We start from the raw sequence: 26,752 nt of genomic DNA, 5'->3' as shown, positions 1-26,752 counted from the left end.
TATTAATTAGATTCAGGTTTACCAATATTTGCAAATAATTTTTGAAAAAAAGCACCAACTAATGGTACATGCTGTATTTTTCCAGAAATGGCAGAAGAAATGCCATAAATAAATAATACTGCAAAACATAAATAAAAACTAGAGCTTATTAACCAACTATCAAAAGAAGAAATTACTCTTCCTAGTAATAAAAACATAATCCATAATCCTAGTCCTTGTCTAATATGAAAAGAAGAAAAATCGTTTTTTTTATCGTTGTTTAAAAAGTAAGCTATAACAGGACCAAATATGGTTATGTATGCTATAATAGCTAATTTTTTACCTTCTTGTATGGTTTGTTCTGTCATTAATTAAGAATCATTTTATTATTTGCAATAATACCATAAACACGTCCTTTTAATTTGGTGTCTACAAAAATACTATTGTTAGATTTTGAGTGTATGTCTGTTTTATTAAAAGTATATGTAGTATTCGGGTTAAACAAAGTAGCGTTTATTTTGTTTCCTTCAGCAATACTTGTGTTTTCCATTCCAAAACGTTCTTTTCCTTTGGTTAAAAGGCTTACCGATTTTTTAGTAGTAAACAAAGTGTTTAAAGCGCCAAATGCACTTTCTAAACCAATGGTTCCGTAACCTGCATAATCAAATTCAATATTTTTTTGTTCTATATTTAAAGGGTTATGGTCACTAGTAACCATATCTATGGTTCCGTCTTTTACACCTTCAATTAAAGCATCTACATCTTTTTGAATTCGTAAAGGAGGTTGTACTTTATATTTGGTATCAAAACTCTGTAAAACAGTATCTGTAAAGAATAAGTTGTGAATGGCAACACTACAACTAACATTTAATTTTTTCTTTTTAGCTTCTCTTATCAAGTTTACAGCTTCTGCAGTAGAAATGGTAGGAATATGTAATTTACCATTGGTATATTCTAATAAAAATAAATCTCTAGCTACTTGCAAAGCTTCTGCAAGATTAGGACTTCCTTTTAAACCTAAAGTAGTACTTGTAATGTTTTCATTTACCACACCATTTCTACTAATAGAATTATCTTGAGGGTAAGAGTACACCAAACCATCAAAATTACTAGCATACTGTAATGCAATTTTTAGCATATTAGCATTTGCAATTGGCTTTTTATAATCTTGAAAAGCACAAGCTCCAGCATTTTTCATATCATACAATTCTGCAAGATGTTCGCCTTTACTAGCATTGGTTAATGCACCAATAGGCAATAAGTTTACTGCATGATTTTGTGCTTTGCTTTTTACAAAAGCAATATCAGAACTAGTGTCTAAAACAGGATGCGTATTGGCATTCATGGCAACACTTGTAAAACCAGATAATGCTGCAGTTTGTAAACCATTGTTAATGGTTTCTCTGTCTTCAAAACCAGGTTCGCCAAAGCAAACACTACTATCAAACCATCCTTGTGATAGATGTAAGTTTTCAAGCGCTATTTCTTTGTAGTCTTTTGGATTTTTAATGTCTTTAGCAATTTTGCTAATTACACCATTTTCTATTAAAATATCTTGAACCGTATTATGAAACTCGCTTTTAGAGTCTATAATAGTTGCAGATTTTAAGAGTACGTTCATTTAAAATATTTTAAGATTAGCATTTCAATAATTAAAAATACTAGTGCAAAAATAACAAACCATTTCCATAGCTCGTTAATTTTAGAGTCACTTTTTAAGGTATTAAATAATTGGGTTATTGAATCGCTTGTGGTTATATTTTTAAGTTTGCTAATATCTTGATATACCAAATTACTTTCGGCTCTATCAAAATTATAGCTTACGTTTTCTACAGTTTCGTTTTTATCTTTTATAGCATATATTCCTGCTTCGTTTGGAGTTTCATTAGTAATTATAGAAACTTTATTATTAAAATATTGCTGTTGCGGAATGGTGTTTATTTCGTCTTTTACTAAAGATAAAATAGCATCTTGATTTAGCGTTACAGCAACATCATAACTGTTTTCTTTACCTATGGTATAATATAAATTAGGTACTTGTAAACTACGTTTTGCAATATTATAAAAGGTAGGAACGATTAAAGGTGAATTTGTAAAATTGGAATGTTTACTATTTAAAGGCGAAGCAAAAACAAAAACATTATTGTTATTTGCTAGAAACGATCTTGCATCTTCAAACTGTAATACTTTTGAAGCGTTTTCGGTTTGAAAAGTATAATAACTATTCACTTTTGGATACTGAAAATTACGCACGCGTTTATCAAAAACATTAGTGTATAAAGGATGCGAATAATTAATAGTCGTTATTTTCTTTTCGGAAGCATTTTTGGCATTAAAAGCCATGCTATATGGTAATAATAAATTGTTGTAAGAAGAAAGTGTACTATCTTCCTTAGGTATTACAATTAAAAAACCTCCATTATTTGTAAAAGCATGAAGCGCAGTAGATAGTGCGTTAGGTATTTCTTGTAACTCGTTTAAAATAATAAGGTTTTGCTTATCAAAAACACTATAATTTAGTTGGTTTAGTTTGGTGTTGGTATAATTAAATTCGGTTTTAGTAAAAATTCTTTGTAAATACGACGTGTTAGTATTACTAATATTGAGCACATTAATTTTGGCAGCTTTATTAATATTAAAAAATAAGCTGTTATCAAATGCTAGTTGCGTATCTTCAATAGTTATTTCTGCGTTGATACTTTCATTATTAGGTATGGTAAAACTAGTAAGCGCTTTTCCTTGAAGAGCAACAGCTGTTTTAGCAATTAATTTTCCGTTATTTAATAAGGAAACAGGAATATTATCTATAGCAATTCCTGTATTTTTTAAGCGTACGTTAATAGCTATATTTGTTGCTGTAGTGTTAGAAATATATACACTATCAATAGATATATTGTTCGTGTTTACTGGTTTTAAAGCAACAGCATGTACGTGAATTAAAGAATCTGTTTGTAATTGAAAACGGTTTTCTTTCTCTTGAAAATCAGATATAAAAATCAAGTTTTTAATACTATTTGTGTTTTTACTAAAAAGCGTCTTGCTTTTTAATAAAACGGCATCATAGTTTAATTGATTTGCAGCGTAATCTAACTGTAACAATTCATTTTTAATGGCTTTAATGCTTGTGTTTTTAAAGCTTTGATTGTTGGTGATGATAGATATGTTTTCATCTTCAGGAACTTCTGTAATAATATCTTGTATTGCTCTTTTAAAAAGTTCGCCTTGCGTACCTTTTGCTTGTAAGCTAAAGCTATTATCTAAATATATAACTGTTTCTGTTTTGGTAGTTAAGCTATTGGTTTTAGAAGTGTATGGTTGTGCAAAAGCAAAAATTGCTGCAGCTAATAAAAGCAATCTTGTAAGTAAGATTAAGCCTTTTTTAATAATAGCACTTTTACGTGTTTGTAAGTTAACTTGTTTTAAAAAGGCAACGTTTGTAAATTTTTCGGTTTGAAATTTACGAAGCTGAAATAAATGAACAATAATAGGAATGAGCAGTGCAAATAAAGCGTAAAGAATTTCTGGGTGTTTAAACTGCATATTGTTTTAGATTGGTCAAAGATAGAAAATGATTGTGAATTTAAAAGTAATTTATTTTTGTTTTAACAAAAGAAAAAATAATCAATCATAGATTGCATTTTATGTGTTTTAAAGTATTCTTTAATTTCTTGTTGTGCTTGCTCGTTGGCTACTGTAACAATGCATTGCGGATTTTCAATTTGTTTTAAGTAATTAAAATTATGTAATTCTTGTTGGTAAATATGTTTACCAATTTTTTTCTCATTATCACAAATCCAATAAAAAGGAATTTCTTTATCTATTAAAGCTTTTGCTATATTTTTTCCTTTGGTTCCTGCTCCCCAAATAGTTATAGGTCTTGTAGTATCATGATCTAGCTCTAAAAAATAGTGTAGCTTAATATCTAGAAAGTAATTTTGCGCATAATGTATATGTGTTCTAGAAGTTCTTGTGCTATAATCTCGCCATTGATGCAATACACGATTACAAGGAATACATGTAAAAACATGTTTGTAAAACCTAAAGGTTAAATCATAATCTTCAGGATAACGGTTTGGGTTAAAAGCATCCGCTTTAATAAAATCATCGCGATGTAGCATCCAACAAGGAGAAGGGATTACACATTCTTTATAAATTTCAGAATAATTACTTCCTTCACTAGTTAAGTTATTTAACCAAGTTTCATATCTAGCATATCCATTGCTAATTCCTTCATCACTAAAATATTTTACCATTCCTACAGCAACGTGTTTTTTACCATGTTTTAACAAGCTGTTGCACATGATTTTTAATTTGTCATGATGCATAATATCATCACTATCCATTCTGGTAATATAAGTTCCTCTACTATTTTTAAAAGCAAGTCTAAGTGCATCTATAATGCCTTTTCCATTGTTTTTTAATAGTTTAATTCTAGGTTCTGTTTTAGCATAGCTTTCAACAAGCGTATAACTAGCATCTTTTGAACCATCATCCACAATAATTAATTCCCAATTGGTGTAACTTTGATTGCATATAGAGTCTAAACAAGCAGCTAAGTATAATTGGGTGTTTTTAAAAGGAGTAAGAATACTAATAAGAGGTTCTTGCATGTAGCGAATATAGTTTTTTATGGTATAAGTGTATCACGTTTAGTTTGTTATTCTTTCCTTGGTAGAATTGCTAGTACATTTTAACAGCATTGGTTTTACATTATAAAATTATAAATTTCAATTTCATGTGTTTTGCTATAACTTTATTTTAACAAAAAGTTAAGGAATTAAATTGTAACACATTGTACTTTTGAGCGTCAACTTATCATACTAAAAACCAATTTCTCACTAAAAGAGATAATATTAAACTATTAATTTATGAAAAAAGTATTAGCCATTTTTGGCTTGAGTGCCATGTTAGTTGCTTGTGGATCTGCCACAAAAACAGCATCTAATGCACTAGCAAACAGTACTGCTATTGAAACTACATTAGATTTAACTAAAGTAGTTAATGACCAAGTACCTGTAACTATTAATCCAGGTCGTTTTACTACAGATACAGTAACGTATAGATTGCCAAGAGTAGTACAAGGAACGTATTCTGTTAGTGATTTTGGAAAATATGTAGAGGCTTTTAAAGCTTTAGATTATGACGGAAATGAAATTGCTGCTACTAAAGTAGACGATAACTCTTGGATTATTGCTAATGCAACAAACTTAGACAAAATTACCTATTATGTAAATGATACTTTTGACACAGAAAGTTCAGGAGGAATAGGAGGAGAGAATCCTTTTTCACCAGCAGGAACAAATATAGAGCCTACTAATTATGTATTAAACCTTCATGGTTTTGTTGGTTATTTTGATTCTTTAAAAAATGCACAATATAAATTAGATGTAACTGCACCAGCAACATTTAAAAGATCTTCTGCAATTCAAGAATTAAACTCAGTAACAAGTACAGATGGTAGTACTACAACAACTAGCTATTTTGCACCACGTTATTTTGATATTACAGACAACCCAATGTTTTTTGGAAATTTAGATGTAGAAGAATTTCAAGTAGGAGACATTAAAATTGTATTAAGCGTATACTCACCAAATAAGGTACATACTGCTGCATCATTAAAAGAAACGATGTATAAAATGATGCAAGCACAAAAAAACTATTTAGGAGAAATAAACACAACACCTCGTTATGATATTTTCTTGTATTTAAGTGAAGGAAAACCAGATTCTCCTAAAGGATTTGGAGCTTTAGAACACCATACTTCAACAGTTGTTGTTTTAGCAGAAGATTCACCAGAATCTGCTTTAGCTAAAAGTATGATTGATGTGGTTGCTCATGAGTTTTTTCATATTGTAACACCTTTAAGTGTGCATAGTGATGATGTTCATTATTTTGATTATAACCAACCAACTTTCTCTAAACATTTATGGATGTATGAAGGTGTAACCGAATATTTTGCACAACACTTTCAAGTATATGAAGGGTTAATGTCAGAAGATGAGTTTTACACAACCATGTTAAGCAAAATTAAAACTGCTGCTAACATGAATGATACCATGAGTTTTACTGAAATGAGTGAAAACGTATTAGAAGAACCTTATGCACCACAATATTATAACGTGTACATGAAAGGAGCTTTAATTGGTATGTGTATAGATATTTTAATGCGTGAAGAAAGTAACGGAAACAGAAGTATGCTTTCTTTAATGAAAGAACTTTCTGCTAAATATGGTAAAAACAAACCTTTTAATGATGATACTATTATTGATGAAATTACAGCAATGACATATCCATCTATAGGAGCGTTTTTAAAGACACACGTTGAAGGTACTACACCAATAGATTATAATAGCTTTTTTGCTAAAGTAGGTTTAGGTTTTCAAGAAAGTAAAATAAAAACAAACTACATTCAAAATGATGGTGAGTTTATTTTTGTGCCTAACAGAGAAAAACAAACTATTGATTTTTCTCCTGCTGTTGCAGATAATAGCTTCTGGAATGATAATGGTGTACAAGCTGGAGATGTGTTAAAATCTGTTGATGGTGTAGCATTAAATATGAATACAGCACAACAAGTTATTGGTGGTATGTACGTATGGCAACCAGGAAAAGATATTCATGTTGTTTTAGAAAGAAATGGTGAAGAAATAGTAATTGAAACGACACTTACTGAATCTTTTACAACAGGAAAAAAATTACAACCAAAAGCAGATGCTACAGAAGCACAAAACGCTTTACGCAAAGCTTGGTTAAAAGGATAACTATTTATAGTTTTTACAAATTAAAACGACTGATGAATGTAATAATTTATCAGTCGTTTTTTTGTTAATAGCATTGTAAATAGTTTAAATTCAAGTGATAAATTGTTATATTTATAAAATACTTCTTAATTTATTGCTTTATGAAAAGTTTATGCTTCTTACTAATATTCGCTTTTTTATCTTCAGGAACCCTTTTAGCGCAGGAAAAACAAAAAATTGAAGATGCAAACTATTGCATTTTTGTAGACGGAAAAGTTTTTAAACAACATAATGGAGAAATAGCCCAATTACAAGCCTATTTAAAATTGAATAATGGTACTATTGTTTATCCAAACGGAAGCTATAGATTAAAAAATGAAGATAAATTCTTTTTAAAAGAAGGAGAATGTATTGGTTTTAGTGGTAAAGTGTATAAAAGCCAAGAAGCATTGAATAAAACTTTATATAAAAAATATAAACGACTTAAAAACTAGTTAAAAGCCTTCAAAAACACCAAGTCCAAATAACGCAAAATCATATTTTACAGGATCTTTAGGATCTAATTTTCGCAAAGCTTTATCTAATTCGGTTAAGGCTTTAGCATCATTTTGTTTGCGTTCTAGTAATCCTAGTTTTCGTGCTACATTTCCTGAGTGTACATCTAACGGACAAGATAAAAGGCTAGGAGATAGGCTTTCCCAAATACCAAAATCTACATTAGCATTATCTTTTCTAACCATCCAACGTAAATACATATTAATACGTTTAGCAGCAGAACCTTTTAGAGGATCACTTACATGTTTTGTTGTTCTTACAGGATGTTCTATTTCAAAAAACACCTTTTTAAATGCAGAAATGGCACCTTGTAAAGAGTTATTAGCAACATTTTGAGAAAAAACATTTTCTAAACCGTTATGGTGTACATAAATATTTTTTAAACTCTTTATAAAATATCCAAAATCCACGCTGTTAAAAGTTCTATGTACAAAACCTTCAAATTTCTCAAGGTCATTATTGTTGTGATTCATGATAAAGTCATAAGGAGAATTTCCCATTAGATCCATCATCTTATTTGCATTTTTTATAATGCTTTTTCTATTTCCCCATGCTATGGTTGCTGCTAAAAAACCTGCTATTTCTATATCTTCTTTTAGAGAATATTTATGAGGTATTGAAATAGGATCACTATCAATAAATTCTAGAGTATTGTATTGAATAACTTTATTGTCTAAGAATTCTTTTAATTCTTCCTTTTGTAATTGCATATAACAAATATAGATAAAACTAATTGTTTTTAAGTAGGTAAAACACAGTCTAATCAAGTGTTAATGCTAGATTTTGTAGAGCTGCGTATAAGGCAACAGAAAGGGTTTGTTTTTTTTAAATGCATTTAGAATTTAAAGCGAATACTAGGTTATAAATACCCTAAAATTCAAATAATATATAAATAACACTTCTTTGTGATTAAGTAAAAATATTTTAACTTGTCAAGACAATAATTGTAAGCAAATGTTATACAATTAAAACCAAAAATTAAAGCCAATAATGAACAAAAGCTTAGCACTTATTTTAGTTATACTACTCACATGTAGTTGTATTGAAGAAAAGGAAATTAGCTCCTTTAATACAGAAAATTGGTCTAAAAGAGCAGCAACAATTAGTGCAAAAGACTCCCTAGAATTTGGTAAGACGTATCTGGCAACCTATTCTGAAATTTATAGCTTAACAGAACATAAAACCCATGGTTTAACAGTAATGGCAAGCATGCGTAATATTAGTGAAATAGATACTATTTACGTGTTAAAAGCCGAATATTTTGATACACACGGAAAATCTGTTAGAAAATATTTTGATACTCCTATTTATTTAGCGCCTTTAGAAACTGCACAAATTATAATTGATGAAATTGATACTTCTGGAGGAACAGGTTCTAATTTTATTTTTGATTGGAAAATCCCTAAAAATTGCCCTCAACCTTTGTTTGATGGTGTGATGAGTTCTACAGTAGGAAAACAAGGTTTATCTTTTACAACCGAAGGAAAGCGTATACAATAAGTACATAGGCTTATTGCTGAAACTTTTTACTTATAAAACCATCTTTTAAATGCTTAGTGCGTTGTTGGGGAATTACTTGAAAATGCGATTTAAAAAAATCTAATTGTTCTTGCTGTAAGGCAGGTAACGGAATATCTCCTGTTCCCCAAAAAAAGTCTACTTCTGTAGGTGTATGAATAGTAGTTTCATTTAATAGAATGCTTTTATATTTTTCGGAATACTTACTGTTTTTATAAGGCTTTACAATGTATTCTGAAGAAAACGTACTAGAAACAGCAAGCTGCTTATTATTGCTAATTGCTGCATTGTTTACTTTAAAAAATAAAGGTATTGCAGCAAGTACAGTACTAATAACCACTACTATTTTAATGCTGTTTTTATGTGTTATTATTTTAGATACTAGTACCAAACTAAAACATAAAATAAACGGAAAGAAAAAGCGGTATTGTGGTGATGTTACAAACAAAAAGAGCATACTAATGATAGCCACCATATAAATAGTATAAAAAGCTTTTTTGTTTTGTGATTTATAGATGAAAAACGGAAAAACCACCAACAAAAATAGAATTACTTTATTGAAAATACCATGCAAACGAGGAGCAAGTAACCAACTTTTTAGTTTTGTAAAATAGGATGCATTTTCAAAAGCTTGGGCTGTTAAATGATAAGCATATGGTTTGGTATAATTAGCAAAATACGTTTCTATATTTTCTGGTAAACTCCAAGAGGTTTTTAAACTTTCTATACCTTGTAAAGGAAAAAACAAATTACCTGTAATAATTATATTCTTGATACTAAAAAGGACTAAGGTGATACCACCAAATACCATTAAAATAGATGTGGTGCTTTTAGTGAATATAAAATAACGCTTGTATAGCACCAATGAAAAAATACAAAAAGGTACAGCGCTAAGTTTTATAAATGCCATAAAAAACGAAAAGATTACAACAGTAATAAAAGCTGGTTTGCTATATGTTGCAAAGCACAAAACAAACTGATGCAAAAGTATATTACCCAGTACATATATGGCAATATCTGGTGAAGGAGCACTTATAAACGGAAAGAAAAATAAATTCCATAAAGGAAAGAACCCAAAAATTAAATTAGAAATATGCGTGTCTTTTTTAGAGAGGAAAGCATGCAATTTAAAGATGGCATATACATTTCCTAATAATAAAGCCAGAGCACTTAAATCATTAAAATAACTATATATAAAGTTAAAATTAAAAGCACTTTGCAAAATGTGCCATCCTGAGGTTTGTCCTAAAAACACATGTAAGTTTACTAAACCGTTTACAAAGCCGTACTCATTAAGCCACTTAATGGTTTGTATGTAATACGATTCGTTATCAATAACAAATGGAGGAGAAGCACTTTGTGCTAAAATAAGTAAGGCAATACAGCTTAAGAGTATTTTAAAAAAAACAGTAAGCGCAGCTATTTCTGTTTTTAATTGCAAGCAGTAAGCAAGTATGAATTTATAATTTAAATAGCCTAAAACACCTGTAAAGAAGAGTAAAAAAACATGAAAATAGGCGTTAATAGCAAACGGAATAGCCCAAATGCTAGCCATTAGTGTAACACCAAAAAAGCCAAATAAAATGGTAATTATAGAGTCTTGCTTTTTTAGTTGTAAAACCTTGTTAATAGTAACTCCTATAACGCTGCTTATAGCAAGAATGTATAACCAAGAAAGGAGAATGAATAGCATAGGTTTTATATAATTTCAAATTATAAAAAAAACAAATTTTAATTAAAAAAGAGACTTCTACACGCTTAGTAGTATATTAAGTTGCAAACTATTCACTACCAACAATTTTTCCGTCAACCATGGTAAGTTTACGGTCTGCCATATCCGCAAGTTCTTCGTTATGTGTTACAATAACAAAGGTTTGCCCAAACTCATCACGTAATTTAAAAAATAAATTATGAAGGTTTTCGGCAGAAGCACTGTCTAGATTTCCTGAAGGTTCATCTGCAAAAATTAAATCTGGATTATTAATTAAAGCCCTTGCAACAGCAACACGTTGTTGCTCTCCTCCAGAAAGTTCATTAGGTTTGTGTTTGTGTCTATGTGATAAGCCTAAAAAGGCTAAAAGTTCTTTGGCACGTTTTTCTGCTTCTGCAGGTTTTGTACCTTTTATAAAAGCAGGAATACAAACGTTTTCTAAAGCGGTAAATTCTGGTAATAATTGATGAAACTGAAAGATAAAACCTATGTTTTCATTTCTAAATTTAGCCAAAGCCTTATCGCTTAATAAAGGTATATTTGTTCCTTTTATTTTAAAGCTAGTCTCTTCTTTTTTAGAAGCTTTATCAAGCGTACCAAGAATTTGCAAAAGTGTTGTTTTTCCTGCTCCTGAAGCACCAACAATAGAAACAATTTCTCCTTTTTTAATATGTAAATTCACACCTTTTAATACGTGTAAATCTTCGTAATATTTATGTATGTTTTTTGCTTGAATCATTGTTTATTTATCAAGCAATGAAAGTACTACTTTATGCTTAATTCAGCAACTTTAAATGTTTTTAGATGAAAAGATGTTTTTTAGGTTGTTATAATCTATAAAATACACCATTCTAATAGAAAAAGTATGGTTAATATCTTCTTTAAATAACTCGTCTAAACTAGAAAAATAATCTTCTTTTGATGCGTTAGAGTAGTTTAGCAATTGGTTTCTGTATAATGCTGTTAATTGACTTCCTGGAGCAAATTGCCAGGTGTAAGAAAGGTCAAGATTCCACGTATTAAAATTAACATCAGGATTATCTACATCTTCTTTAGTATAACCAGCATCTTGGTTTAGTCTACCATTTTCTTGTAATTCATATAAATCATCTTCATAGGTAACAGTACTCCAATAGTTTCTAAAGGTTAAGTTTAAAGCATGAAAAGAGTTAAAGTTATAGCTTCCAGAAATGCTATTTTCAATAGTAACTTGGTCACGTTGGCCATAAATAATGGCATCGTTATCTAATGTTTCTACATAACCACGTTCTTTTTTTTCAATATCATATTCAAAAGAATATTGCATTAAAAATCGATCTCCTAATTTTAATCTAGGCTCTAACTCAAACCAATAACTGTTATAATCTCTTCCGTTTTCAAAAAGTGTTTCGTAACCAGCATTTGCATCTAAAGCTAGTGTTTTGTTGTAGTTAGAAGAAATCCAACCGTTAATATTTAGCCAATCTTCTGTAATAAAGTAACGGTTTTCTGCTCTAGGACCAAAGTAGTCATATTGTTTTCCTGGTTGCACAGCAGCATAACCACCAAAGCTCAATAAGTTCTTTTTAAAGGTTCCGTTAAAGTTTACATTAAAATTTTTACCAGTGTATATATGTGGTTTAAAAAGGTAGCTTACATTCGCATTAAGGTATAAATAAAAATCGTTTAGTGTTTTTGTAGGCTCAAAAATTCTATAGCTTCCGTTGGCATAAAAATCACTGTAATTGTTTCTAAAGAGAATTCCCATGTCATTAATATCATAAGATTTATCTACGGCTTCATGTTCAAAATAGAAACGATATTTACCACTTATTTTTCCGAAACCAATATTAGAGCTATATCCAACTTGATTGCTATCGTCTATTAAATTAAGATCACTTCTTTTTAATTGTGTACTAAAACCATAGGTATTTTTTTTATTTACCAGATCTAAAAGTAGCCCTGTTACATTAGCATCTCTTGCATGTCCATTTCTTAAAACATTGGTGTTTATTAAGCTAACAGATGAATTTTTGTTAAACTGTTGGTCTACTACTAGAATGTTATAATTAGCTAAAGGTTCTACAACAGCATCGCGTGTTGCATTGGTAACATCATCTTTTATTTGTGCTTTGGTTTTTTCAGTAATAGCATTAAATACACCTATACCTAAACCGTTTTTTGTTCTACCAGAAATTTTAATAGCATTAAGCATGTTTACTTTTTCTGGATAATCAACAAATTCTTCATTTTCATTTAATGTTACTTTACCAACAGGTTGGCTACCAATCCTTCTAGAATAAAAAAGGTTTCCTTTAGAAAACAGATCGACACCTTCTGTAAAGAACTGTCTTTGCTCAGAAAATTGCTGCTCAAAAGGACCTAAATTAAGTTGTACATCATCAAAACCTGCTTGGCTAAAATCTGGAATTAAAGTAGCATCTAGAGTAAAGTTTTCGCTAATTCCGTATTTCACATCCATACCAACACCATAATCAGGACTGTTGTTGGTGTTATAGGTTGCAGAAGCAAAAGGATAAAAACTTAATCGAGTAGGAGGTGTAATGTTTTCTATACCTTTAAGTTCACCATGATATAAACCAATATACCCTTTGGTAACGTCTAAAGGATTCCAGGTATATTGTGAGTTGTCTGTTCTAAACCTTCTGTGAAATTGCAATCCCCAAGTTTGCACGTTTTGATTAGAAAAACGCAAAGTAGAATATGGTATTTTAACTTCAACAATCCAACCATCGTCCACAATTTTGGTAGCAGATTCCCAAACAGCATTCCATCCAAAATCTTCACCTATGGTAGGATTTGCAATAGCATCTGCTTGATTTCCTGTAGGAAAAATAAAAAATTCTACATCATTTTGAGCATCATTATTAGGGTTTAAAATAATTCCGAAGAAATCGGAAACCCCAAAATTATCACGTTGCGAAAACTGTTTAATAATAGCTTCTGGCTTATCATGTAAATAGGCTGAAAAAAAGATAGCATTATCGTTATAAGTAACTTTTACTTCTGTTTTTTGATGTTCTTTTTCGGTTTTACCAACATCTGGTCTAAACTGAATAAAATTACTAGCAATTTCGGCATTTTGCCAAGCAGCATCATCTAGAATAGCATCAATTTTAGGTGCTTGGTTGGTGCGTTTTATGTGTAATGACTTTTTTTCTTGTGCTTGCAGTGTAATAGAGGTTATTACAAAGAGCAGTAAAAAGAATAAATGTCTCATTTGTTTTTTAGTTTTGATGAATACTTAAAAGACATTAAAAAATAAAAATTGTTACAGTAATATTGGTATATCTTTTTAAGATAATAAATTTTTAGCACTATTTTATTGATAATACGATAATTAACTGTTTGAAAATTTAGAATATATTAATAGTAACGTTATGTATCTAGTATACTTTCGACTGATATATTTTGCTTATTTTTACACATATAATTTATAGAAAATGCCATACAAACAATTTGAAGAATATAGTATCCAGGTAACGGAAGGTATAAAAGATCAATATAAAAATATTATTGAAGATTTAGGAGAAGATACTACACGTGATGGTTTGGTTAAAACTCCAGAACGTGCAGCTAAAGCCATGCAATTTTTAACACAAGGCTATGAGCAAGATCCTGAGGAAATACTTAAAAGTGCCATGTTTAAAGAAGATTACAAGGATATGGTAATTGTAAAAGATATAGAATTATACTCTTTATGCGAACACCATTTGCTTCCGTTTTTTGGAAAAGCACATATTGCATATATACCTAACGGACAAATTGTAGGTTTAAGTAAATTACCAAGAATAGTAGATGTTTTTGCAAGACGATTACAAGTTCAAGAACGTTTAACACACCAAATATTAGATTGTATTAATGATACTTTACAACCAGAAGGTGTTGCTGTGGTTATTGAAGCATCACATATGTGTATGATGATGCGTGGTGTACAAAAACAAAATTCTGTTACTACAACTTCAGGTTTTAGAGGTCAATTTGAAAAAATTGAAACAAGAAATGAGTTTTTAAAATTAATTAGCACTTCACTTTCTTAAGTGCTTATAATGTAACATTTAGTAAAAATATATACTTATAAAGTGTCAGTTAATCTTGGCACTTTTTTTGTTTATTATAATTACAATGAATTTACATATGAAAAACAAATACAAACTATTAGCCTTAAGTATCTTGTTAGATGCTATTGGGTTAATTCCTTTTATAGATATTGTTTGGGCACCACTTTCGGGTTATATTATGACAAGAATGTATAAAGGTGAAATAGGAAAAATTGCAGGTATTATTACTTTTATTGAAGAAGCAATTCCTGGATTAGATTTTATACCAACTTTTACCATTATGTGGTTATATACTTATGTTTTTAAAAAGAATAAAGCAGAAGAAACTATTATGGATGTGGATGCAGAATAAGATTAAAAGATAATATATTAGAAAAGAAGTAGTGTAAAATATAAAATCCCTTCCAAAATACATGGAAGGGATTTTTTTATTTAAAAAGCTAAAAATTACTGTAATGTAACAGGAAAAACGGCTTGAATATCTGTTTCTCCACCAGCATTAGTAATATCTCCATCACTTACTCCAGTAGCATCTTTACTAGGTTCATGACGTAAAGTAATAGTAATGTTTCCAGAACCAGCTGTAGCTGCAGTAGTAGCAGTAAACTCTAATCCTACAGGATTACCGTTTTCGTCAAAATCTACATAAGTAAAAGTAGCTATGGCATTAGATGCTTGAAAGAAAAATTGGTGCTCATCATCTTCTTCTTCAATTTCTTCATTAATAGACTCTGCAGGAGATTCTGTTTCGTTTAATAACTCTAAACTTCCGTTATACGTTGTGTTAACAGCTAAAGGAGATGAAACAGTAATTACTGGAACATTAGGACCATCACCATCTAAATCTTGTGATTGTAAGGTAATAGATGCACCACCTCCAACAGGAGTTAATGTAGCAGTTAATGTAGTAATTACTTCTTCTTCGTTTACAGGTACAGGATTGTCATCATCACTTGAACATGCTGAGAATACAACAGTTGCTAATACTAAAAATAATGTGTTTTTTAATGTTTTCATTTTTTGTTTTTTTTGAATTCGTTAATAATTTAATTTTAATTGTAACATAATATTTCTTCCTAGATCATCAGCAAAATATCGTAATCTATTCAGGTTTTCTCGGTAATTTGTATTAAAAATATTGGTGATATTAAGACCAATGTTTAAATCTGTTTTTTCAGATAAATTCAATGTAATATCACTTTGTAAATGTAATAAGTGATAGGTTGGAGGAGTAGTACTTATATCTACTTCTACCGTTTCTTCTGTTGTTGGTATATATACTTCAAAATTATTATTAGGATAATCGTTTTGACGAAATACCAACTCACTTTGTAATTCGGTATTAAAATGTAGCCATTTCTTATTAGAATAACCAAGTATATTAACCGTCTTCATAGATGGAATATCTATTAAGTCTTCGTTTTGGCTTAAATCGTTTCCTTTTATATAAGACGATTTATTTTTAAAAAACCAATGTGTGTTAATCGTATAATTGGCAGTTAGATCTAATCCGTATAAAGCAGCATTTGTTTGGTTGTAACTCCAAACCGGAAAAGCACCTCGATTGGTTTGTTCTGTTCCTGTTGGTTCTATAAAAATATAGTCGTTAATATGATTATAAAAAGCTTCTGCACTTAATGAAAGTCTTGAGTTTTGATAGTTATACGTAGCAGAAACTCTATTAGAAGTTTCTTTTTTCATACGTAAGTCACCTAATTCAATTCTTGCAGCAGAATGATGTAAACCATCGCTAAACAATTCGGATGGATTAGGAGCTCTATTCGATAAACCATAATTTAAAAGGATACTGTTTTTATCATTTATTTTAAACGAAACTCCAGTAGAAGCAGATATATTATGATATTCAAATTTAGGATTTGTTAGTAATTGTGTATCTAAATCTTCTATAACAATATCACTAAAATCCACATCATAACCACGTTCTTCCCAACGACTAGTTAAATAAAATTTCTTAGCATCAATTTGGTTATAATCATAACGTACACCAAAATCTATATTAATGTTGTTATTTATTCTTAAATCAGAAATAACAAAAGCGCCAAAATCATATTTATCATAATCAGGAATTAAACGTCTAACACCAGTATCTGGATTTGCAAAATTGTTTTGATATCCAGCATTAACACCAAATCTAAACGTAAAATTGCTTTTAGCATCTAGCTTTACACTTGTTTTTAAAGTGTGCGTTTTTAATGTTAAGTCTATTGCAGGTTTATCTTTATCATCGCCTACACGAACATCATATTCATAACGATGGTTGTTTTGGTAATCATATTGTACATCTAAACGACCAAACTTTTTAAAACGTTTATAAAATTCGGTTTTAAAAACATGATGCGTTACATCTTGTTTAGGTGCATCAATATCATAACTAAAATCATTAATTACTAATGGTTCTGGACTATTAATAGCATTTACTAAATCTTCTATGTTTCCTATGTGTGAAGCTCTTAAAATTGCAATTTCATTATCTAAATAACTATAATAAACATTAAAACCTTTTTCAAAAGTTTTAAAGCCTCCATTAATAGAGAATCCTTTAGAATTTAATCCTGTATTGGTTAAATTATAATCAGGAGCTTCATAATCTCCAAAACGTTTCATAGATGCTTGCGCGCCAACATACCAGCCTTTTTTGTATGTTTTAGTTAACGAGGTATTTAAATTAAAACCTCTACCATTGGTATGGCCACTAAGTATTGTTTTTCCGTAAAGGGAATCTTTTAAACTAATTTTTGAAGGTTTTAATACAATAACACCACCAATAGCGTCTCCACCATAAGCTAGCGCATTGGCACCTTTTATAACATTAATACTTCCTGCTGTATTTAAATCGATATTTGGAGCATGCTCAATTCCCCATTCTTGGTCTTGAAGCCTTACTCCATTTGTCATTACAATAATTCTACTACTATGCAGTCCATTAATAACAGGTTTTACAATAGTACTTCCTGTATTAATAGAAGATACACCACTTACTTGCTTTAATGCATCTCCTAAATTAAGAGAGCTAAAACGATCAATGGTTTCAGATTTTAGAATAGTTTCTTGAGAAGTTTTGGTTATTTTAGTGCTAGATACAGCATTAACCTTCACTTCGCTTAACTCTTCTATATGATGCTCTAGGTTTATTTCTAAATAGGTATCTCCTTCAATTTTAACCTCTAATCTTTTGGTTTCGCATGCAAGATGAGAAACTTCAATAGTGATTACTGTATTGCAAAGAGACTCTACAGAAAATTTACCATCAACATCTGTTGTAGTATATTTATTTATGTTTTCGATATAAATGACAGCATTAGAAATAGGAGTGCCATCATGAAAATCATGTACTTCTCCAGAAAAATTGGAGTTACAATTTTGACTATGTGACCAACTGAAAACACAGCAGCACAAAATCATTATATAATATTTCATTGTAAAATAATTAGTTTAAAAAATACTTCTTTTTAAACAAAATAGGGAGGACCTCTAAGAGAAAACGATGCTTGCTGATGATTATTAAAAAAGTAATAATATGTATTGTTTATTTTAGAATAGTTTTCTGTGGTTACTATTCTAAAATTATTTAAAACGGTGTGGTATTGGGTATTTAGTTTAAACTTGTAAAACTCGCAGTCTAAATCTAAAGTATGTAGATGTGTTTGACTTATTTTATCTGTACAAACATCGTGTTTATGGTTTTCAAAAACGTGTCCAGCCTTCACCATACTAGGTGTAAGTAGTGTAACTAGTAGAATTATAGTTACACATTTAAAAAGGATATGTTCTTGAATGTGTTTCATTTATTGTAAAAATCTACCTAAACCAAATCGTCTTAGCATTTTCTTTTCAAATTCCCAAAAGAATTTATGTTGTCCAAACAGCCAACCAAATGTAACTAATAGTAGTTGATAAAAAATAAGCCCAATGATAATATAAAGAATCCAATAAACAGTAATATTTAAGTTTTCTTTAGTAATTCCTATCCATTTCATTAAAGGTCTTCCTACAAATAGAGAAGAAGAACCTGTAATTGCAAATACCATGAATATTACAATCATTTCCCATTTATAGGTTACTTTCCATTTATTTTCTAATTTTTTAAAAAGGAATAAAAAGAAGCGAATTAATAAATAGGAGAAAAGGAAAGTTAAAACAATTTTAAAACCAAGATGAAGATCTTCAGCAAATCTATTTAAAAGTCTATAACAGGAATAAAAGGTTACTAATACACCAAGAATAGGAAATAGTAATTGCCAATTTTTTTGAATTTCCCAACGTTGTTTAAATTTTTCCATGCATTTAATTTCCATGCAAAAGTAAAGAACAGAGTTTAATTTCTAGGAATAAAACTTGTTAATTGTTGTTTGTATTTTTGTTGAAAGAATATAAAGTAGTTGTAGATTTTATAATTTACATCATAGCCATAATCTATACCATATTGGTAATTAATTGGCATTTCATAAAGATTAGGATCATACAAACTAGGATTAAGCACTCTTGTATTCCATGCATTTACAAATTGTATGTTTCTGTTTTCTAAATAGCTTTGCGAATAATAACCTTCTTGTTTTGCTGTAGTTGCCAACCAAGTATTAAAACCAGGTTCAATAATAATAACTTCATACTCTAATGCTTCATTACTAATCTTTATGGTGTCATTATCTATAGTTGTATTTGTTTTTTCTACCACGTTTTTATTTCTAGTTGTATTACAAGCAACTAATAAGGTACAAACAAATAATATGTATATAAAGGATTTCATTTTAAAGTTATGTACTTAAAAATACAAAAAAAAGCCAAACTTTCGTTTGGCTTTTAAGTTAAAATATATGTAAATATGTTATTATTTACCAAAAAGTCCACCTAGTAAACCACCAAGTCCTTCTTTTTTACTAGCATTACCAAGAACCATTCCTGCAACATCATCAATTACGCTACCATCACCATCTGCATCTAATATTTTTTCAAGGAAATTTTGTTCTTGTTGTGCACCACTTCCGCCAAGTAAACCACCAAGTAATCCACTAATATCATTTGTAGAGCTTACATTGTTTTGGTTTGCTTGTTTACCAATAACACCCATTAAAATTGGTGCAGCTACTTTAAGAATGTTTGCTACAGAAGATGCATCTAAACCAGATTTTTCACCTATTATTTTTTCAACACCTTGTTTTTTACTTCCAAGTACGTGATCTAATATTTTTTCACCATCATTTGTAACTTCTTCATCAACACCACCATTAAATAATCCGCCAAGATTATCTAATATACTACCATCATGTTTACCACTTATAGCTCCCATTAAGCCTTCGGCACCTTCTTCAGTAGAAGCATTACGCTCCATAGCTTTCATTAAAACAGGTAATGCCATTGTTAATACACTACTTGTTTTACTTGTGTCTGTTCCTGTTGAACCAGATACACCACTAACAATTGTTTTACCTAGATCACTGTTTAATAAGTCTAAAATTCCTGACATCTTATTTTGTATTTAAATTGATTTAATATTTATACTACTAATTTAAATAAAAAAAGTCTTAACGTTTTAGTTAAGACTTTCTTTTTAAAATATTTTAAAAAACACCGATAAAAGTGTGTATTTAGCTGTTTAAAAGTATACTTTTAATTTGTTCTGCTAATTCTGTACCAATTCTATCTTGTGCTTCATTAGTTGCAGCACCAATATGAGGTGTTAAAGAAACTCTTCCGTTCATTAAAACAGGAATAGCAGGAGTAGGCTCATTTTCAAAAGTATCAAGACCTGCAAAAGCAACTTTACCAGACTCTAAAGCTGCAATTAAAGCAACTTCATCAATAACTCCACCACGTGCAGCATTAACAATGGCAACACCATCTTTCATTAAGTCAAATTGTGCTTTACCAATAACATAATCTTTTTGTGCTGGTACATGTAAAGATATAAAATCTGCAGTTTTTAATACGTGTTCTAAAGGTTGTGTAACAATGTTAAAAGTAACAAATTGACCATCAAAGAAATCTACACTTACGTCTGCATTTTCAATAAACATATCTGCAGCAATAACTTTCATACCTACACCTAAAGCTATTTTAGCAACTTCACGACCAATACGACCAAAACCAATAATACCTATAGTTTTACCACGTAACTCAACACCTCCAGCATAGTTTTTCTTTAATGCTTTAAATTTTGAATCTCCATCTAATGGCATGTTTCTGTTAGAGTCATGTAAAAAACGAACACCACCATATAAATGAGCAAATACTAATTCTGCAACAGATTGCGAAGATGCTGCAGGAGTATTTATTACATGTAAACCTTTGTCACGCGCATATTCTACGTCAATATTATCCATACCAACACCACCACGACCAATAATTTTTAGGCTTGGGCAAGCATCAATTAAATCTTGGCGTACTGTTGTAGCGCTTCTAACTAAAAGCGTAGTAATTTCATTTGTGTTAATGTAGTTGATTAGTTGTTCTTGTGCTACAGTTGTAGTTGAAACTTCAAAACCTGCTTCTTCAAGAGCTTTTATTCCGCTTTGAGAAATTCCGTCATTTGCTAATACTTTCATTTTTTTTGTATTAAGTTATAAGTTGAATATTAAATAGATTAAAAGATTATTATTCAACTTAAAAATAAGTTTATTTGTTTGTGTAAACATGAAAAAAACATTGTTTACAGTAATTTTTTTACGCTTTTGTTTCTAATTCACTCATTACTTCAACAAGTGCTTTTACACTATCTAAAGGCAATGCGTTGTACATAGATGCTCTATAACCACCAACACTTCTATGACCATTTAAACCACTAATACCAGCTTCTTTAAGCATGGTTTCAAAAGTTTCTTTTAAATCTTCATTAACAAGTGTAAAGGTTGCATTCATATTAGAACGGTCTTCTTTATTAGCATATCCTTTAAATAATGGATTTAAATCTATTTCAGAATACATTACACGAGCTTTCATTTCGTTAATTTCTTCAATAGCTTTAATACCTCCAAGATTTTTTAACCATTCTAAGGTTAGCATAGAAGTATAAATAGGAAACACAGGAGGCGTATTAAACATACTACCTTTACTTATGTGTACTTTATAATCCATCATAGAAGGTATTTTACGAGAAACTTTTCCTAAAATATCTTCTTTAACAACCACTAAAGTTGTTCCTGCTGGTCCCATATTTTTTTGTGCTCCAGCATAAATTAAATCAAACTTGGTAAAATCTAAAGATCTTGAAAATATATCACTACTCATATCGCAAGCAACAGGAATAGGAGAGTCTGGAAAAGATTTCATTTGTGTACCAAAAATGGTATTGTTTGATGTGCAGTGAAAATAATCATAATCACTAGGGATTTCAAATCCTTTTGGAATATAACTATATCCAGCGTCTTTAGAAGAAGCAACTTCAATAATGTCATCATGCATTTTTGCTTCTTTTATTGCTTTATCACTCCAAGTACCAGTATTTAAATAAGCTGCTTTTTTTTCTAAAAGGTTTAGCGCAACCATTAAAAATTGTGTGCTTGCTCCACCTTGTAAAAACAGAGCTTTATAGCCTTTTCCTTCTAATCCTAGAAGTTCTAAAGCTAAAGACCTTGCTTTTTCCATAATATCTACAAAAGCCTTGCTTCTGTGTGATATTTCTAATAAGGATAATCCATCATTATTATAGTCTAAAACAGCTTCTGATGCTTTTAATAATACTTCTTGAGTAAGAATTGATGGTCCTGCACTAAAATTATGTATTTTCATTGAAAATTTATTTTTATTTTCGACTATCCGAAAATTTTATTTTTAAACTAAATACAAAGGTGCTAATTTTTGAATGGAATTATGTTATTAAAATGATAATTTATTGGCTAAATTTTTAATAAAAACGAAATTGTGTCTTCACCATCTGCATAATCTGAAAGTTCTGGTCGTTGGGTTTTTCCAAACGGTATTTCGTTTTCTGTAAAACCATTAGATACAATACATTGAATATTGTTTGAATGTGTGTTTAAATAGGTAGTAAGTTCTTCTTTGGTATTGTAATATTCATAAAAAACAGTTGCAATAGGTGAAGCAAAACTAGTATCTTCTTTAATCATTAAAAAACCATTTTCTAGCATAGCAAACTCACTCATTAAATACACCGCTTTGTTGTAGTCGTAATTGTTAGCGTATTTGTTTTCGTTTATAATAGGATTCCATGCATACATGGCTTTAAAAAAAGCATCAAAATCATAACCTTTAGGAACAAATAACTTAGATACATTTCTGCAACCTAAACCATAATATCTAAAAATATCTTCAGATAAAGCAGTTAGTTCTTCTTCGGTTTCGTTTCCTGTTAGTATAGCAACAGAATTTCTGTTTTTTCTTATAATAGAAGGCTTGTCTTTAAAGTAGTATTCAAAATAACGAGCCGTATTATCACTACCTGTAGCAATAACAGCATCAAAATTTTGTAGTTTTTCTTGAGTAAACTCTATTTTTCCTTTAAAATCAGGAGCTACGTATTCTAAGTATTTTGCTAAAAACGGTAGCAGATGTTTATCATTACTAGACTGTTTTACTAAAACGTCATGTCCAGAAATTAAAACAGATAAAAAATCATGAAAACCAACAAGAGGAATATTTCCTGCCATGATTATAGCTACTTTTTTAGGTTTTACTTGGTTTATAGCATAGGAGTTTAACCAAGATTTTAGGTTTGTATCTGTAAGCGATTTAGACCAACTATTAAAAGTAAATTGAAGGTTTTTTGGTGTAAACCAACCGTTGTGTTCTTGTGCTAATTTTATTTGATGTTTAAAGCCATCAAAAAACAAATCATTATGTTCTATATTTTCTTTTTTCTGAAAATCATCAGTAGTAAATTGGCTTAAAAAGAGTCCTAATTTTGCAAAAGCGTTAATTATTTGATCTAAATTCATGTTGTATTTGGTTATGAATACTTTTGGCGTTATTTTTGTGCAAAGTTAGAAAAAGATTACGCTATGGCAATTATAATAACAGACGAATGTATAAATTGTGGTGCTTGTGAACCGGAGTGCCCTAATACAGCTATATATGAAGGAGCAGATGATTGGAGATATAAAGACGGAACAGGTTTAAATGGTAGTTTGGTGTTACCAAACGGGAAAACTGTAGATGCAGATGAAACCCAAGAACCTATTAGTGATGAAATTTATTACATTGTACCAGATAAATGTACAGAATGTAAAGGATTTCATGAAGAGCCTCAATGTGCTGCAGTATGTCCTGTAGACTGTTGTGTTCCTGATGATGATCATGTAGAAACGGAAGAACAACTTTTAGGAAAGCAAAAATTTATGCATCCTGATAATTAAATTTTAAAGATTATTACAAAAAAAAACCGAGCAATGGCTCGGTTTTTTTTTTGTTAGATATTTTTCTAGTTTAGAAACTAAAACCTAATCGTGTAAAAATATATCTACCATCAGAACCCATTTGTACAGAATCTGCTAGACCTCCTTGATCTGTCCAACCATCAAACTGTGAAGTAGGATAGGTGTTAAATAGATTATTAGCACCAACAGTTATATTTAAACCTTTAGAAATGGTATAGCCTAAACTTAAATCTACAATTGTTTTTGCTTTATAGGTATCTGTAGCTACAAGTTCTAAAGCATCTGCTTCTGCAAAAGTAACAGGAGGAGAATCTACCCATTGAAAATCTTGTAAAACCACTTCACTAAATTGTGTTAAGCTTACCAAAGCATTGAATTTTGAGGCAGTATACCCAAGATTTAATCCAAATTTATAATCAGGAGCAGCAGCCTCTAAATAAGCTTGAGAAAAAGGACCAAAGAATCTTAGTTCTGCTTCTTCATCTGTCATACTACTACCTTCAAAAGCAGGTGTATTAATGTTTTTAATTTTTAATTTATTAAGGTTTCCTATAAGACCTACATTTATATTGCTTTTCTCTCCAACAGACATATTATAGTTTAAAACAATATCTAATCCTGTAGTTTGAGTGTCTACACCATTAGCAAAAAACTGCGCAGCATCTACACCTAAAGGACCTAAAATGGCTTGATCTGTAAAGTTATCTGTTAAAATAATTCTGTCATTAACATTAATTAAATATCCATCAATAGTAGCTGTAAAACCTCCTTTTTTATAAGTAAAACCTAAGCTTCCGTTAAAGGCTTTCTCTTCTTTTAAATCTTCAATACCAAAAGCTTTGGTAACCGTACTATTATTTGCAGATAATAAAGAAGGTACAGATTCTCCTGCAACAATATTATTAAAAATAAGATTGTAGTATAGTTGCGCTAAAGAAGGTGCTCTAAATCCTGTAGAAACCGAACCTCTTATAGCTAAGGCATCCTCTAGTAATTTATACCTACTTGCTATTTTAAAATTGAAGGTATTACCAAAATCACTATAGTTTTCATAGCGTAAGGCACCACCAACTAAAAAGTTGTCGGTAAAGTTTACTTCGGTATCTAGATATATACCATAATTTGTTCTGCTTCTGTCTATTTCGTTAGCAGGACTATAGCCTGGAAATCCTTGAGAGCCTCCAGGTAATTCATCACCATTAGAATCTGTAGCAACTGTTTGCGTTGCAGGATTGGTAATCGGAATTCCGTTTTCATCATAAAGCGCATAAGAAGAAACCTCTCCAGCAAAAATACCAAAGTTTTCGGTTCTGTATTCCATACCAAAAGCTAGGCTTAAACCAGCAGCAACATCTTCAAAATACTTGTTAAAATCAATACCTGTAGTATTTTGTGAAAGGTAATGACCTCCAGCATCAAAGTCTGTTGGTGAGGCATCTTGCATAGAAGCATTATTACTATCTTTTATATAATAATGAAAGTTGTTTTTACCAAAGGTATTATTAAAATCCACATTCCATCCATTACTCATTTTATGTCTAACTCCAGCAGAAACAGAAACATCTGTTATGTTTGAGGTGATTCTAGGTGTAAATCCGTCAGGATATAAGCTAGGTACAGTTCTATTATCTCCATCATCAAAACTATCTCTTGAAAAAGCATAGGCATTAGTATCTCTAAAGTTTCTACCACCAAAAGCATAAATTTCGGTATTATCACCAACAGGAACAGCTGCATTGATCATAAAATTAAATCCGTCAACTCCAGCGCTTCCGTATCCTTTTCTCCAAGAAAAACCAGGACGTAGCGTATTGTCTTTAGATAAAAATTCGGTTGTAAAGTTTACAAAACCACCATTTTTACCTAAATCTACACCATAGTTTAAATCTATTTTAACGGTTTCACCATCGTAGTTTTTATCTTCACCATCTAATCTATTTTCACCTTCTACATTATATAGTGTTTCACCAGTTTCTTCTGCCCATCCATCACCAATTGCAGTACTGTAAGCGCCATAGGTAATTCCTCCAGAAAAACCTTCGGTATTGTCTTTAAGTACAATATTAATTACACCAGCAATAGCGTCTGATCCATACTGTGCAGAAGCACCATCTCTTAATACTTCAATTCTTTTTATAGCAGAAGCAGGAATAGCGTTTAAATCTGTTCCAGAATTTCCACGACCTCTAGTACCAAAGATATTTACAAGAGATGATTGATGTCTTCGTTTACCATTAATTAATACTAGTGTTTGGTCAGGTCCTAAACCTCTTAAAGAAGCAGGTACAACATGGTCTGCACCATCAGATCCAGACTGTTTACTGGCATTAAATGAAGGAGCAGCATATTGCAAAATTTCATTTACTTCTACCTTACCAGTTGTGGTTGCAATACTAGCAACATCTAAAACGTCTACAGGTACAGCAGTGTCTACAGCTGTTCTTTTAGGACTACGTGATCCTACAAGAATCACTTCGTCAAGATCGACACCTTCTTTCATGATAACATTTATAGAAGTTTGATTATTTACTTGCAATTCTTGAGAGTCATAGCCAATATAGCTATAAATAAGTGTAGCATTTGCATTCACATTAATACTATAATTACCATCAAAATCTGTAACTACACCATTAGATGTGCCTTTTTCAATAATATTTACATTGGGTAAGGGTAAACCTTCAGGGTCTGTAATATTTCCGGTAATTGTTTGCCCAACTACCAAGTTTGTGCATAAAAAAGTGAGTAGTACTAAAAATAAGTGTTTCATAATGTTATTATTTTTGGTTGGTTAAGTAATAAAGATATGGAAATTAAAGGTTTAAGAGTAGTTTTGTTTTT

24 protein-coding genes are annotated in these 26,752 nt (G+C 30.4%); 6 read left to right on the top strand and 18 right to left on the bottom strand.

Annotated features, from left to right (window positions below; genetic code table 11):
- Nucleotides 1-2: 2 nt before the first annotated feature.
- The 4 genes from ACFSSB_RS04680 to ACFSSB_RS04665 all read right to left on the bottom strand — a co-directional run bounded on the left by ACFSSB_RS04680 (nucleotide 3) and on the right by ACFSSB_RS04665 (nucleotide 4,589).
- Entirely contained in the window at nucleotides 3-347 is a 345-nt protein-coding gene (locus ACFSSB_RS04680; RefSeq protein WP_379901492.1) for a hypothetical protein, read from the bottom strand.
- A complete protein-coding gene (locus ACFSSB_RS04675; protein WP_379901490.1) occupies nucleotides 347-1,600 on the bottom strand; it encodes a dihydroorotase in 1,254 nt (417 codons plus the stop codon). Before ACFSSB_RS04675 ends, ACFSSB_RS04680 begins: the two co-directional genes overlap by 1 nt.
- A complete protein-coding gene (locus tag ACFSSB_RS04670) occupies nucleotides 1,597-3,519 on the bottom strand; it encodes a BatA domain-containing protein (protein ID WP_379901488.1) in 1,923 nt (640 codons plus the stop codon). Before ACFSSB_RS04670 ends, ACFSSB_RS04675 begins: the two co-directional genes overlap by 4 nt.
- Before the next feature lie 62 nt (nucleotides 3,520-3,581).
- Entirely contained in the window at nucleotides 3,582-4,589 is a 1,008-nt protein-coding gene (locus ACFSSB_RS04665) for a glycosyltransferase family 2 protein (RefSeq protein WP_379901486.1), read from the bottom strand.
- Nucleotides 4,590-4,847: 258 nt separating this feature from the next.
- Here ACFSSB_RS04665 and ACFSSB_RS04660 point away from each other — a divergent pair, with 258 nt between their 5' ends.
- Both ACFSSB_RS04660 and ACFSSB_RS04655 read left to right on the top strand, forming a co-directional pair.
- Nucleotides 4,848-6,740, top strand: a complete 1,893-nt coding sequence (locus ACFSSB_RS04660) for a M61 family metallopeptidase (RefSeq protein ID WP_379901484.1) — start codon at nucleotides 4,848-4,850, stop codon at nucleotides 6,738-6,740.
- A 140-nt stretch (nucleotides 6,741-6,880) separates the two neighbouring features.
- A complete protein-coding gene (locus ACFSSB_RS04655; protein ID WP_379901482.1) occupies nucleotides 6,881-7,213 on the top strand; it encodes a DUF6799 domain-containing protein in 333 nt (110 codons plus the stop codon).
- Here ACFSSB_RS04655 and ACFSSB_RS04650 read toward each other — a convergent pair whose 3' ends face one another.
- Nucleotides 7,214-7,984 (bottom strand): TIGR02757 family protein, encoded by a 771-nt coding sequence (locus ACFSSB_RS04650; RefSeq protein ID WP_379901480.1) that lies wholly within the window; start codon nucleotides 7,982-7,984, stop codon nucleotides 7,214-7,216.
- 280 nt (nucleotides 7,985-8,264) lie between these two features.
- On the opposite strand from ACFSSB_RS04650, the gene ACFSSB_RS04645 reads away from it, so the two are divergent.
- Complete coding sequence (locus tag ACFSSB_RS04645) at nucleotides 8,265-8,774, top strand: DUF3124 domain-containing protein (protein ID WP_379901478.1); 510 nt, start codon at nucleotides 8,265-8,267, stop codon at nucleotides 8,772-8,774.
- A gap of 10 nt (nucleotides 8,775-8,784) precedes the next feature.
- Here the strand turns inward: ACFSSB_RS04645 and ACFSSB_RS04640 are convergent, their stop codons facing one another.
- From ACFSSB_RS04640 to ACFSSB_RS04630, 3 genes are all read right to left on the bottom strand, one after another.
- Complete coding sequence (locus tag ACFSSB_RS04640; RefSeq protein WP_379901476.1) at nucleotides 8,785-10,485, bottom strand: LIC_10190 family membrane protein; 1,701 nt, start codon at nucleotides 10,483-10,485, stop codon at nucleotides 8,785-8,787.
- Between the two features lie 88 nt (nucleotides 10,486-10,573).
- Nucleotides 10,574-11,242, bottom strand: a complete 669-nt coding sequence (locus ACFSSB_RS04635) for an ABC transporter ATP-binding protein (RefSeq protein ID WP_379901474.1) — start codon at nucleotides 11,240-11,242, stop codon at nucleotides 10,574-10,576.
- Nucleotides 11,243-11,293: 51 nt separating this feature from the next.
- Nucleotides 11,294-13,723, bottom strand: coding sequence for a DUF5916 domain-containing protein (locus ACFSSB_RS04630; protein WP_379901472.1), 2,430 nt, complete (start codon nucleotides 13,721-13,723; stop codon nucleotides 11,294-11,296).
- Between the two features lie 223 nt (nucleotides 13,724-13,946).
- On the opposite strand from ACFSSB_RS04630, the gene folE reads away from it, so the two are divergent.
- Together folE and ACFSSB_RS04620 are read left to right on the top strand one after the other, a co-directional pair.
- Nucleotides 13,947-14,543 (top strand): GTP cyclohydrolase I FolE, encoded by a 597-nt coding sequence (gene folE / locus ACFSSB_RS04625; RefSeq protein WP_379901470.1) that lies wholly within the window; start codon nucleotides 13,947-13,949, stop codon nucleotides 14,541-14,543.
- A 97-nt stretch (nucleotides 14,544-14,640) separates the two neighbouring features.
- Nucleotides 14,641-14,916, top strand: coding sequence for a hypothetical protein (locus ACFSSB_RS04620; protein ID WP_379901468.1), 276 nt, complete (start codon nucleotides 14,641-14,643; stop codon nucleotides 14,914-14,916).
- A 95-nt stretch (nucleotides 14,917-15,011) separates the two neighbouring features.
- Here ACFSSB_RS04620 and ACFSSB_RS04615 read toward each other — a convergent pair whose 3' ends face one another.
- From ACFSSB_RS04615 to ACFSSB_RS04575, 9 genes are all read right to left on the bottom strand, one after another.
- Complete coding sequence (locus ACFSSB_RS04615) at nucleotides 15,012-15,581, bottom strand: type 1 periplasmic binding fold superfamily protein (RefSeq protein WP_379901467.1); 570 nt, start codon at nucleotides 15,579-15,581, stop codon at nucleotides 15,012-15,014.
- Nucleotides 15,582-15,602: 21 nt separating this feature from the next.
- Nucleotides 15,603-18,002 carry a TonB-dependent receptor gene (locus ACFSSB_RS04610; RefSeq protein WP_379901465.1) on the bottom strand — a complete coding sequence of 800 codons (2,400 nt, stop codon included), beginning with the start codon at nucleotides 18,000-18,002 and terminating at the stop codon, nucleotides 15,603-15,605.
- Between the two features lie 32 nt (nucleotides 18,003-18,034).
- Complete coding sequence (locus ACFSSB_RS04605) at nucleotides 18,035-18,370, bottom strand: hypothetical protein (RefSeq protein ID WP_379901463.1); 336 nt, start codon at nucleotides 18,368-18,370, stop codon at nucleotides 18,035-18,037.
- Nucleotides 18,371-18,865 carry a DUF6787 family protein gene (locus ACFSSB_RS04600; RefSeq protein ID WP_379901461.1) on the bottom strand — a complete coding sequence of 165 codons (495 nt, stop codon included), beginning with the start codon at nucleotides 18,863-18,865 and terminating at the stop codon, nucleotides 18,371-18,373.
- Between the two features lie 35 nt (nucleotides 18,866-18,900).
- Nucleotides 18,901-19,332: a DUF6146 family protein gene (locus ACFSSB_RS04595; RefSeq protein ID WP_379901459.1), complete on the bottom strand. Its 432-nt coding sequence runs from the start codon at nucleotides 19,330-19,332 to the stop codon at nucleotides 18,901-18,903.
- 81 nt (nucleotides 19,333-19,413) lie between these two features.
- The gene (locus ACFSSB_RS04590) at nucleotides 19,414-20,049 is read right to left on the bottom strand and encodes a DUF937 domain-containing protein (RefSeq protein ID WP_379901457.1); all 636 of its coding nucleotides are present in this window, start codon (nucleotides 20,047-20,049) and stop codon (nucleotides 19,414-19,416) included.
- A gap of 121 nt (nucleotides 20,050-20,170) precedes the next feature.
- Nucleotides 20,171-21,127 carry a D-2-hydroxyacid dehydrogenase gene (locus tag ACFSSB_RS04585; RefSeq protein WP_379901455.1) on the bottom strand — a complete coding sequence of 319 codons (957 nt, stop codon included), beginning with the start codon at nucleotides 21,125-21,127 and terminating at the stop codon, nucleotides 20,171-20,173.
- Nucleotides 21,128-21,245: 118 nt separating this feature from the next.
- On the bottom strand, nucleotides 21,246-22,310 hold the full coding sequence (gene serC, locus ACFSSB_RS04580) for a 3-phosphoserine/phosphohydroxythreonine transaminase (RefSeq protein WP_379901453.1): 1,065 nt from the start codon (nucleotides 22,308-22,310) through the stop codon (nucleotides 21,246-21,248).
- 107 nt (nucleotides 22,311-22,417) lie between these two features.
- Entirely contained in the window at nucleotides 22,418-23,476 is a 1,059-nt protein-coding gene (locus tag ACFSSB_RS04575; protein ID WP_379901450.1) for an acyl-CoA reductase, read from the bottom strand.
- 63 nt (nucleotides 23,477-23,539) lie between these two features.
- Here ACFSSB_RS04575 and ACFSSB_RS04570 point away from each other — a divergent pair, with 63 nt between their 5' ends.
- A complete protein-coding gene (locus ACFSSB_RS04570) occupies nucleotides 23,540-23,893 on the top strand; it encodes a 4Fe-4S dicluster domain-containing protein (RefSeq protein ID WP_379901448.1) in 354 nt (117 codons plus the stop codon).
- Between the two features lie 70 nt (nucleotides 23,894-23,963).
- Here ACFSSB_RS04570 and ACFSSB_RS04565 read toward each other — a convergent pair whose 3' ends face one another.
- Nucleotides 23,964-26,681 carry a TonB-dependent receptor gene (locus tag ACFSSB_RS04565; protein ID WP_379901446.1) on the bottom strand — a complete coding sequence of 906 codons (2,718 nt, stop codon included), beginning with the start codon at nucleotides 26,679-26,681 and terminating at the stop codon, nucleotides 23,964-23,966.
- Nucleotides 26,682-26,752 lie beyond the last annotated feature (71 nt).

The organism is Lacinutrix gracilariae, from assembly GCF_042684485.1.
Taxonomy (GTDB): Bacteria; Bacteroidota; Bacteroidia; order Flavobacteriales; family Flavobacteriaceae; genus Oceanihabitans; species Oceanihabitans gracilariae.
This window is presented reverse-complemented; position numbering and strand designations above follow the sequence as displayed.

What these genes read in the sequence shown, in the direction of transcription:
- ACFSSB_RS04630 (WP_379901472.1), bottom strand. Translation starts at nt 13,723, where the DNA reads ATGAGACATTTATTCTTTTTACTGCTCTTTGTAATAACCTCTATTACA.
- ACFSSB_RS04635 (WP_379901474.1), bottom strand. Translation starts at nt 11,242, where the DNA reads ATGATTCAAGCAAAAAACATACATAAATATTACGAAGATTTACACGTA.
- ACFSSB_RS04595 (WP_379901459.1), bottom strand. Translation starts at nt 19,332, where the DNA reads ATGAAATCCTTTATATACATATTATTTGTTTGTACCTTATTAGTTGCT.
- ACFSSB_RS04665 (WP_379901486.1), bottom strand. Translation starts at nt 4,589, where the DNA reads ATGCAAGAACCTCTTATTAGTATTCTTACTCCTTTTAAAAACACCCAA.
- serC (WP_379901453.1), bottom strand. Translation starts at nt 22,310, where the DNA reads ATGAAAATACATAATTTTAGTGCAGGACCATCAATTCTTACTCAAGAA.
- ACFSSB_RS04660 (WP_379901484.1), top strand. Translation starts at nt 4,848, where the DNA reads ATGAAAAAAGTATTAGCCATTTTTGGCTTGAGTGCCATGTTAGTTGCT.
- ACFSSB_RS04590 (WP_379901457.1), bottom strand. Translation starts at nt 20,049, where the DNA reads ATGTCAGGAATTTTAGACTTATTAAACAGTGATCTAGGTAAAACAATT.
- ACFSSB_RS04620 (WP_379901468.1), top strand. Translation starts at nt 14,641, where the DNA reads ATGAAAAACAAATACAAACTATTAGCCTTAAGTATCTTGTTAGATGCT.
- ACFSSB_RS04585 (WP_379901455.1), bottom strand. Translation starts at nt 21,127, where the DNA reads ATGAAAGTATTAGCAAATGACGGAATTTCTCAAAGCGGAATAAAAGCT.
- ACFSSB_RS04570 (WP_379901448.1), top strand. Translation starts at nt 23,540, where the DNA reads ATGGCAATTATAATAACAGACGAATGTATAAATTGTGGTGCTTGTGAA.
- ACFSSB_RS04645 (WP_379901478.1), top strand. Translation starts at nt 8,265, where the DNA reads ATGAACAAAAGCTTAGCACTTATTTTAGTTATACTACTCACATGTAGT.
- ACFSSB_RS04605 (WP_379901463.1), bottom strand. Translation starts at nt 18,370, where the DNA reads ATGAAACACATTCAAGAACATATCCTTTTTAAATGTGTAACTATAATT.
- ACFSSB_RS04565 (WP_379901446.1), bottom strand. Translation starts at nt 26,681, where the DNA reads ATGAAACACTTATTTTTAGTACTACTCACTTTTTTATGCACAAACTTG.
- ACFSSB_RS04610 (WP_379901465.1), bottom strand. Translation starts at nt 18,002, where the DNA reads ATGAAATATTATATAATGATTTTGTGCTGCTGTGTTTTCAGTTGGTCA.
- ACFSSB_RS04615 (WP_379901467.1), bottom strand. Translation starts at nt 15,581, where the DNA reads ATGAAAACATTAAAAAACACATTATTTTTAGTATTAGCAACTGTTGTA.
- ACFSSB_RS04670 (WP_379901488.1), bottom strand. Translation starts at nt 3,519, where the DNA reads ATGCAGTTTAAACACCCAGAAATTCTTTACGCTTTATTTGCACTGCTC.
- ACFSSB_RS04600 (WP_379901461.1), bottom strand. Translation starts at nt 18,865, where the DNA reads ATGGAAAAATTTAAACAACGTTGGGAAATTCAAAAAAATTGGCAATTA.
- ACFSSB_RS04650 (WP_379901480.1), bottom strand. Translation starts at nt 7,984, where the DNA reads ATGCAATTACAAAAGGAAGAATTAAAAGAATTCTTAGACAATAAAGTT.
- ACFSSB_RS04655 (WP_379901482.1), top strand. Translation starts at nt 6,881, where the DNA reads ATGAAAAGTTTATGCTTCTTACTAATATTCGCTTTTTTATCTTCAGGA.
- folE (WP_379901470.1), top strand. Translation starts at nt 13,947, where the DNA reads ATGCCATACAAACAATTTGAAGAATATAGTATCCAGGTAACGGAAGGT.
- ACFSSB_RS04675 (WP_379901490.1), bottom strand. Translation starts at nt 1,600, where the DNA reads ATGAACGTACTCTTAAAATCTGCAACTATTATAGACTCTAAAAGCGAG.
- ACFSSB_RS04680 (WP_379901492.1), bottom strand. Translation starts at nt 347, where the DNA reads ATGACAGAACAAACCATACAAGAAGGTAAAAAATTAGCTATTATAGCA.
- ACFSSB_RS04640 (WP_379901476.1), bottom strand. Translation starts at nt 10,485, where the DNA reads ATGCTATTCATTCTCCTTTCTTGGTTATACATTCTTGCTATAAGCAGC.
- ACFSSB_RS04575 (WP_379901450.1), bottom strand. Translation starts at nt 23,476, where the DNA reads ATGAATTTAGATCAAATAATTAACGCTTTTGCAAAATTAGGACTCTTT.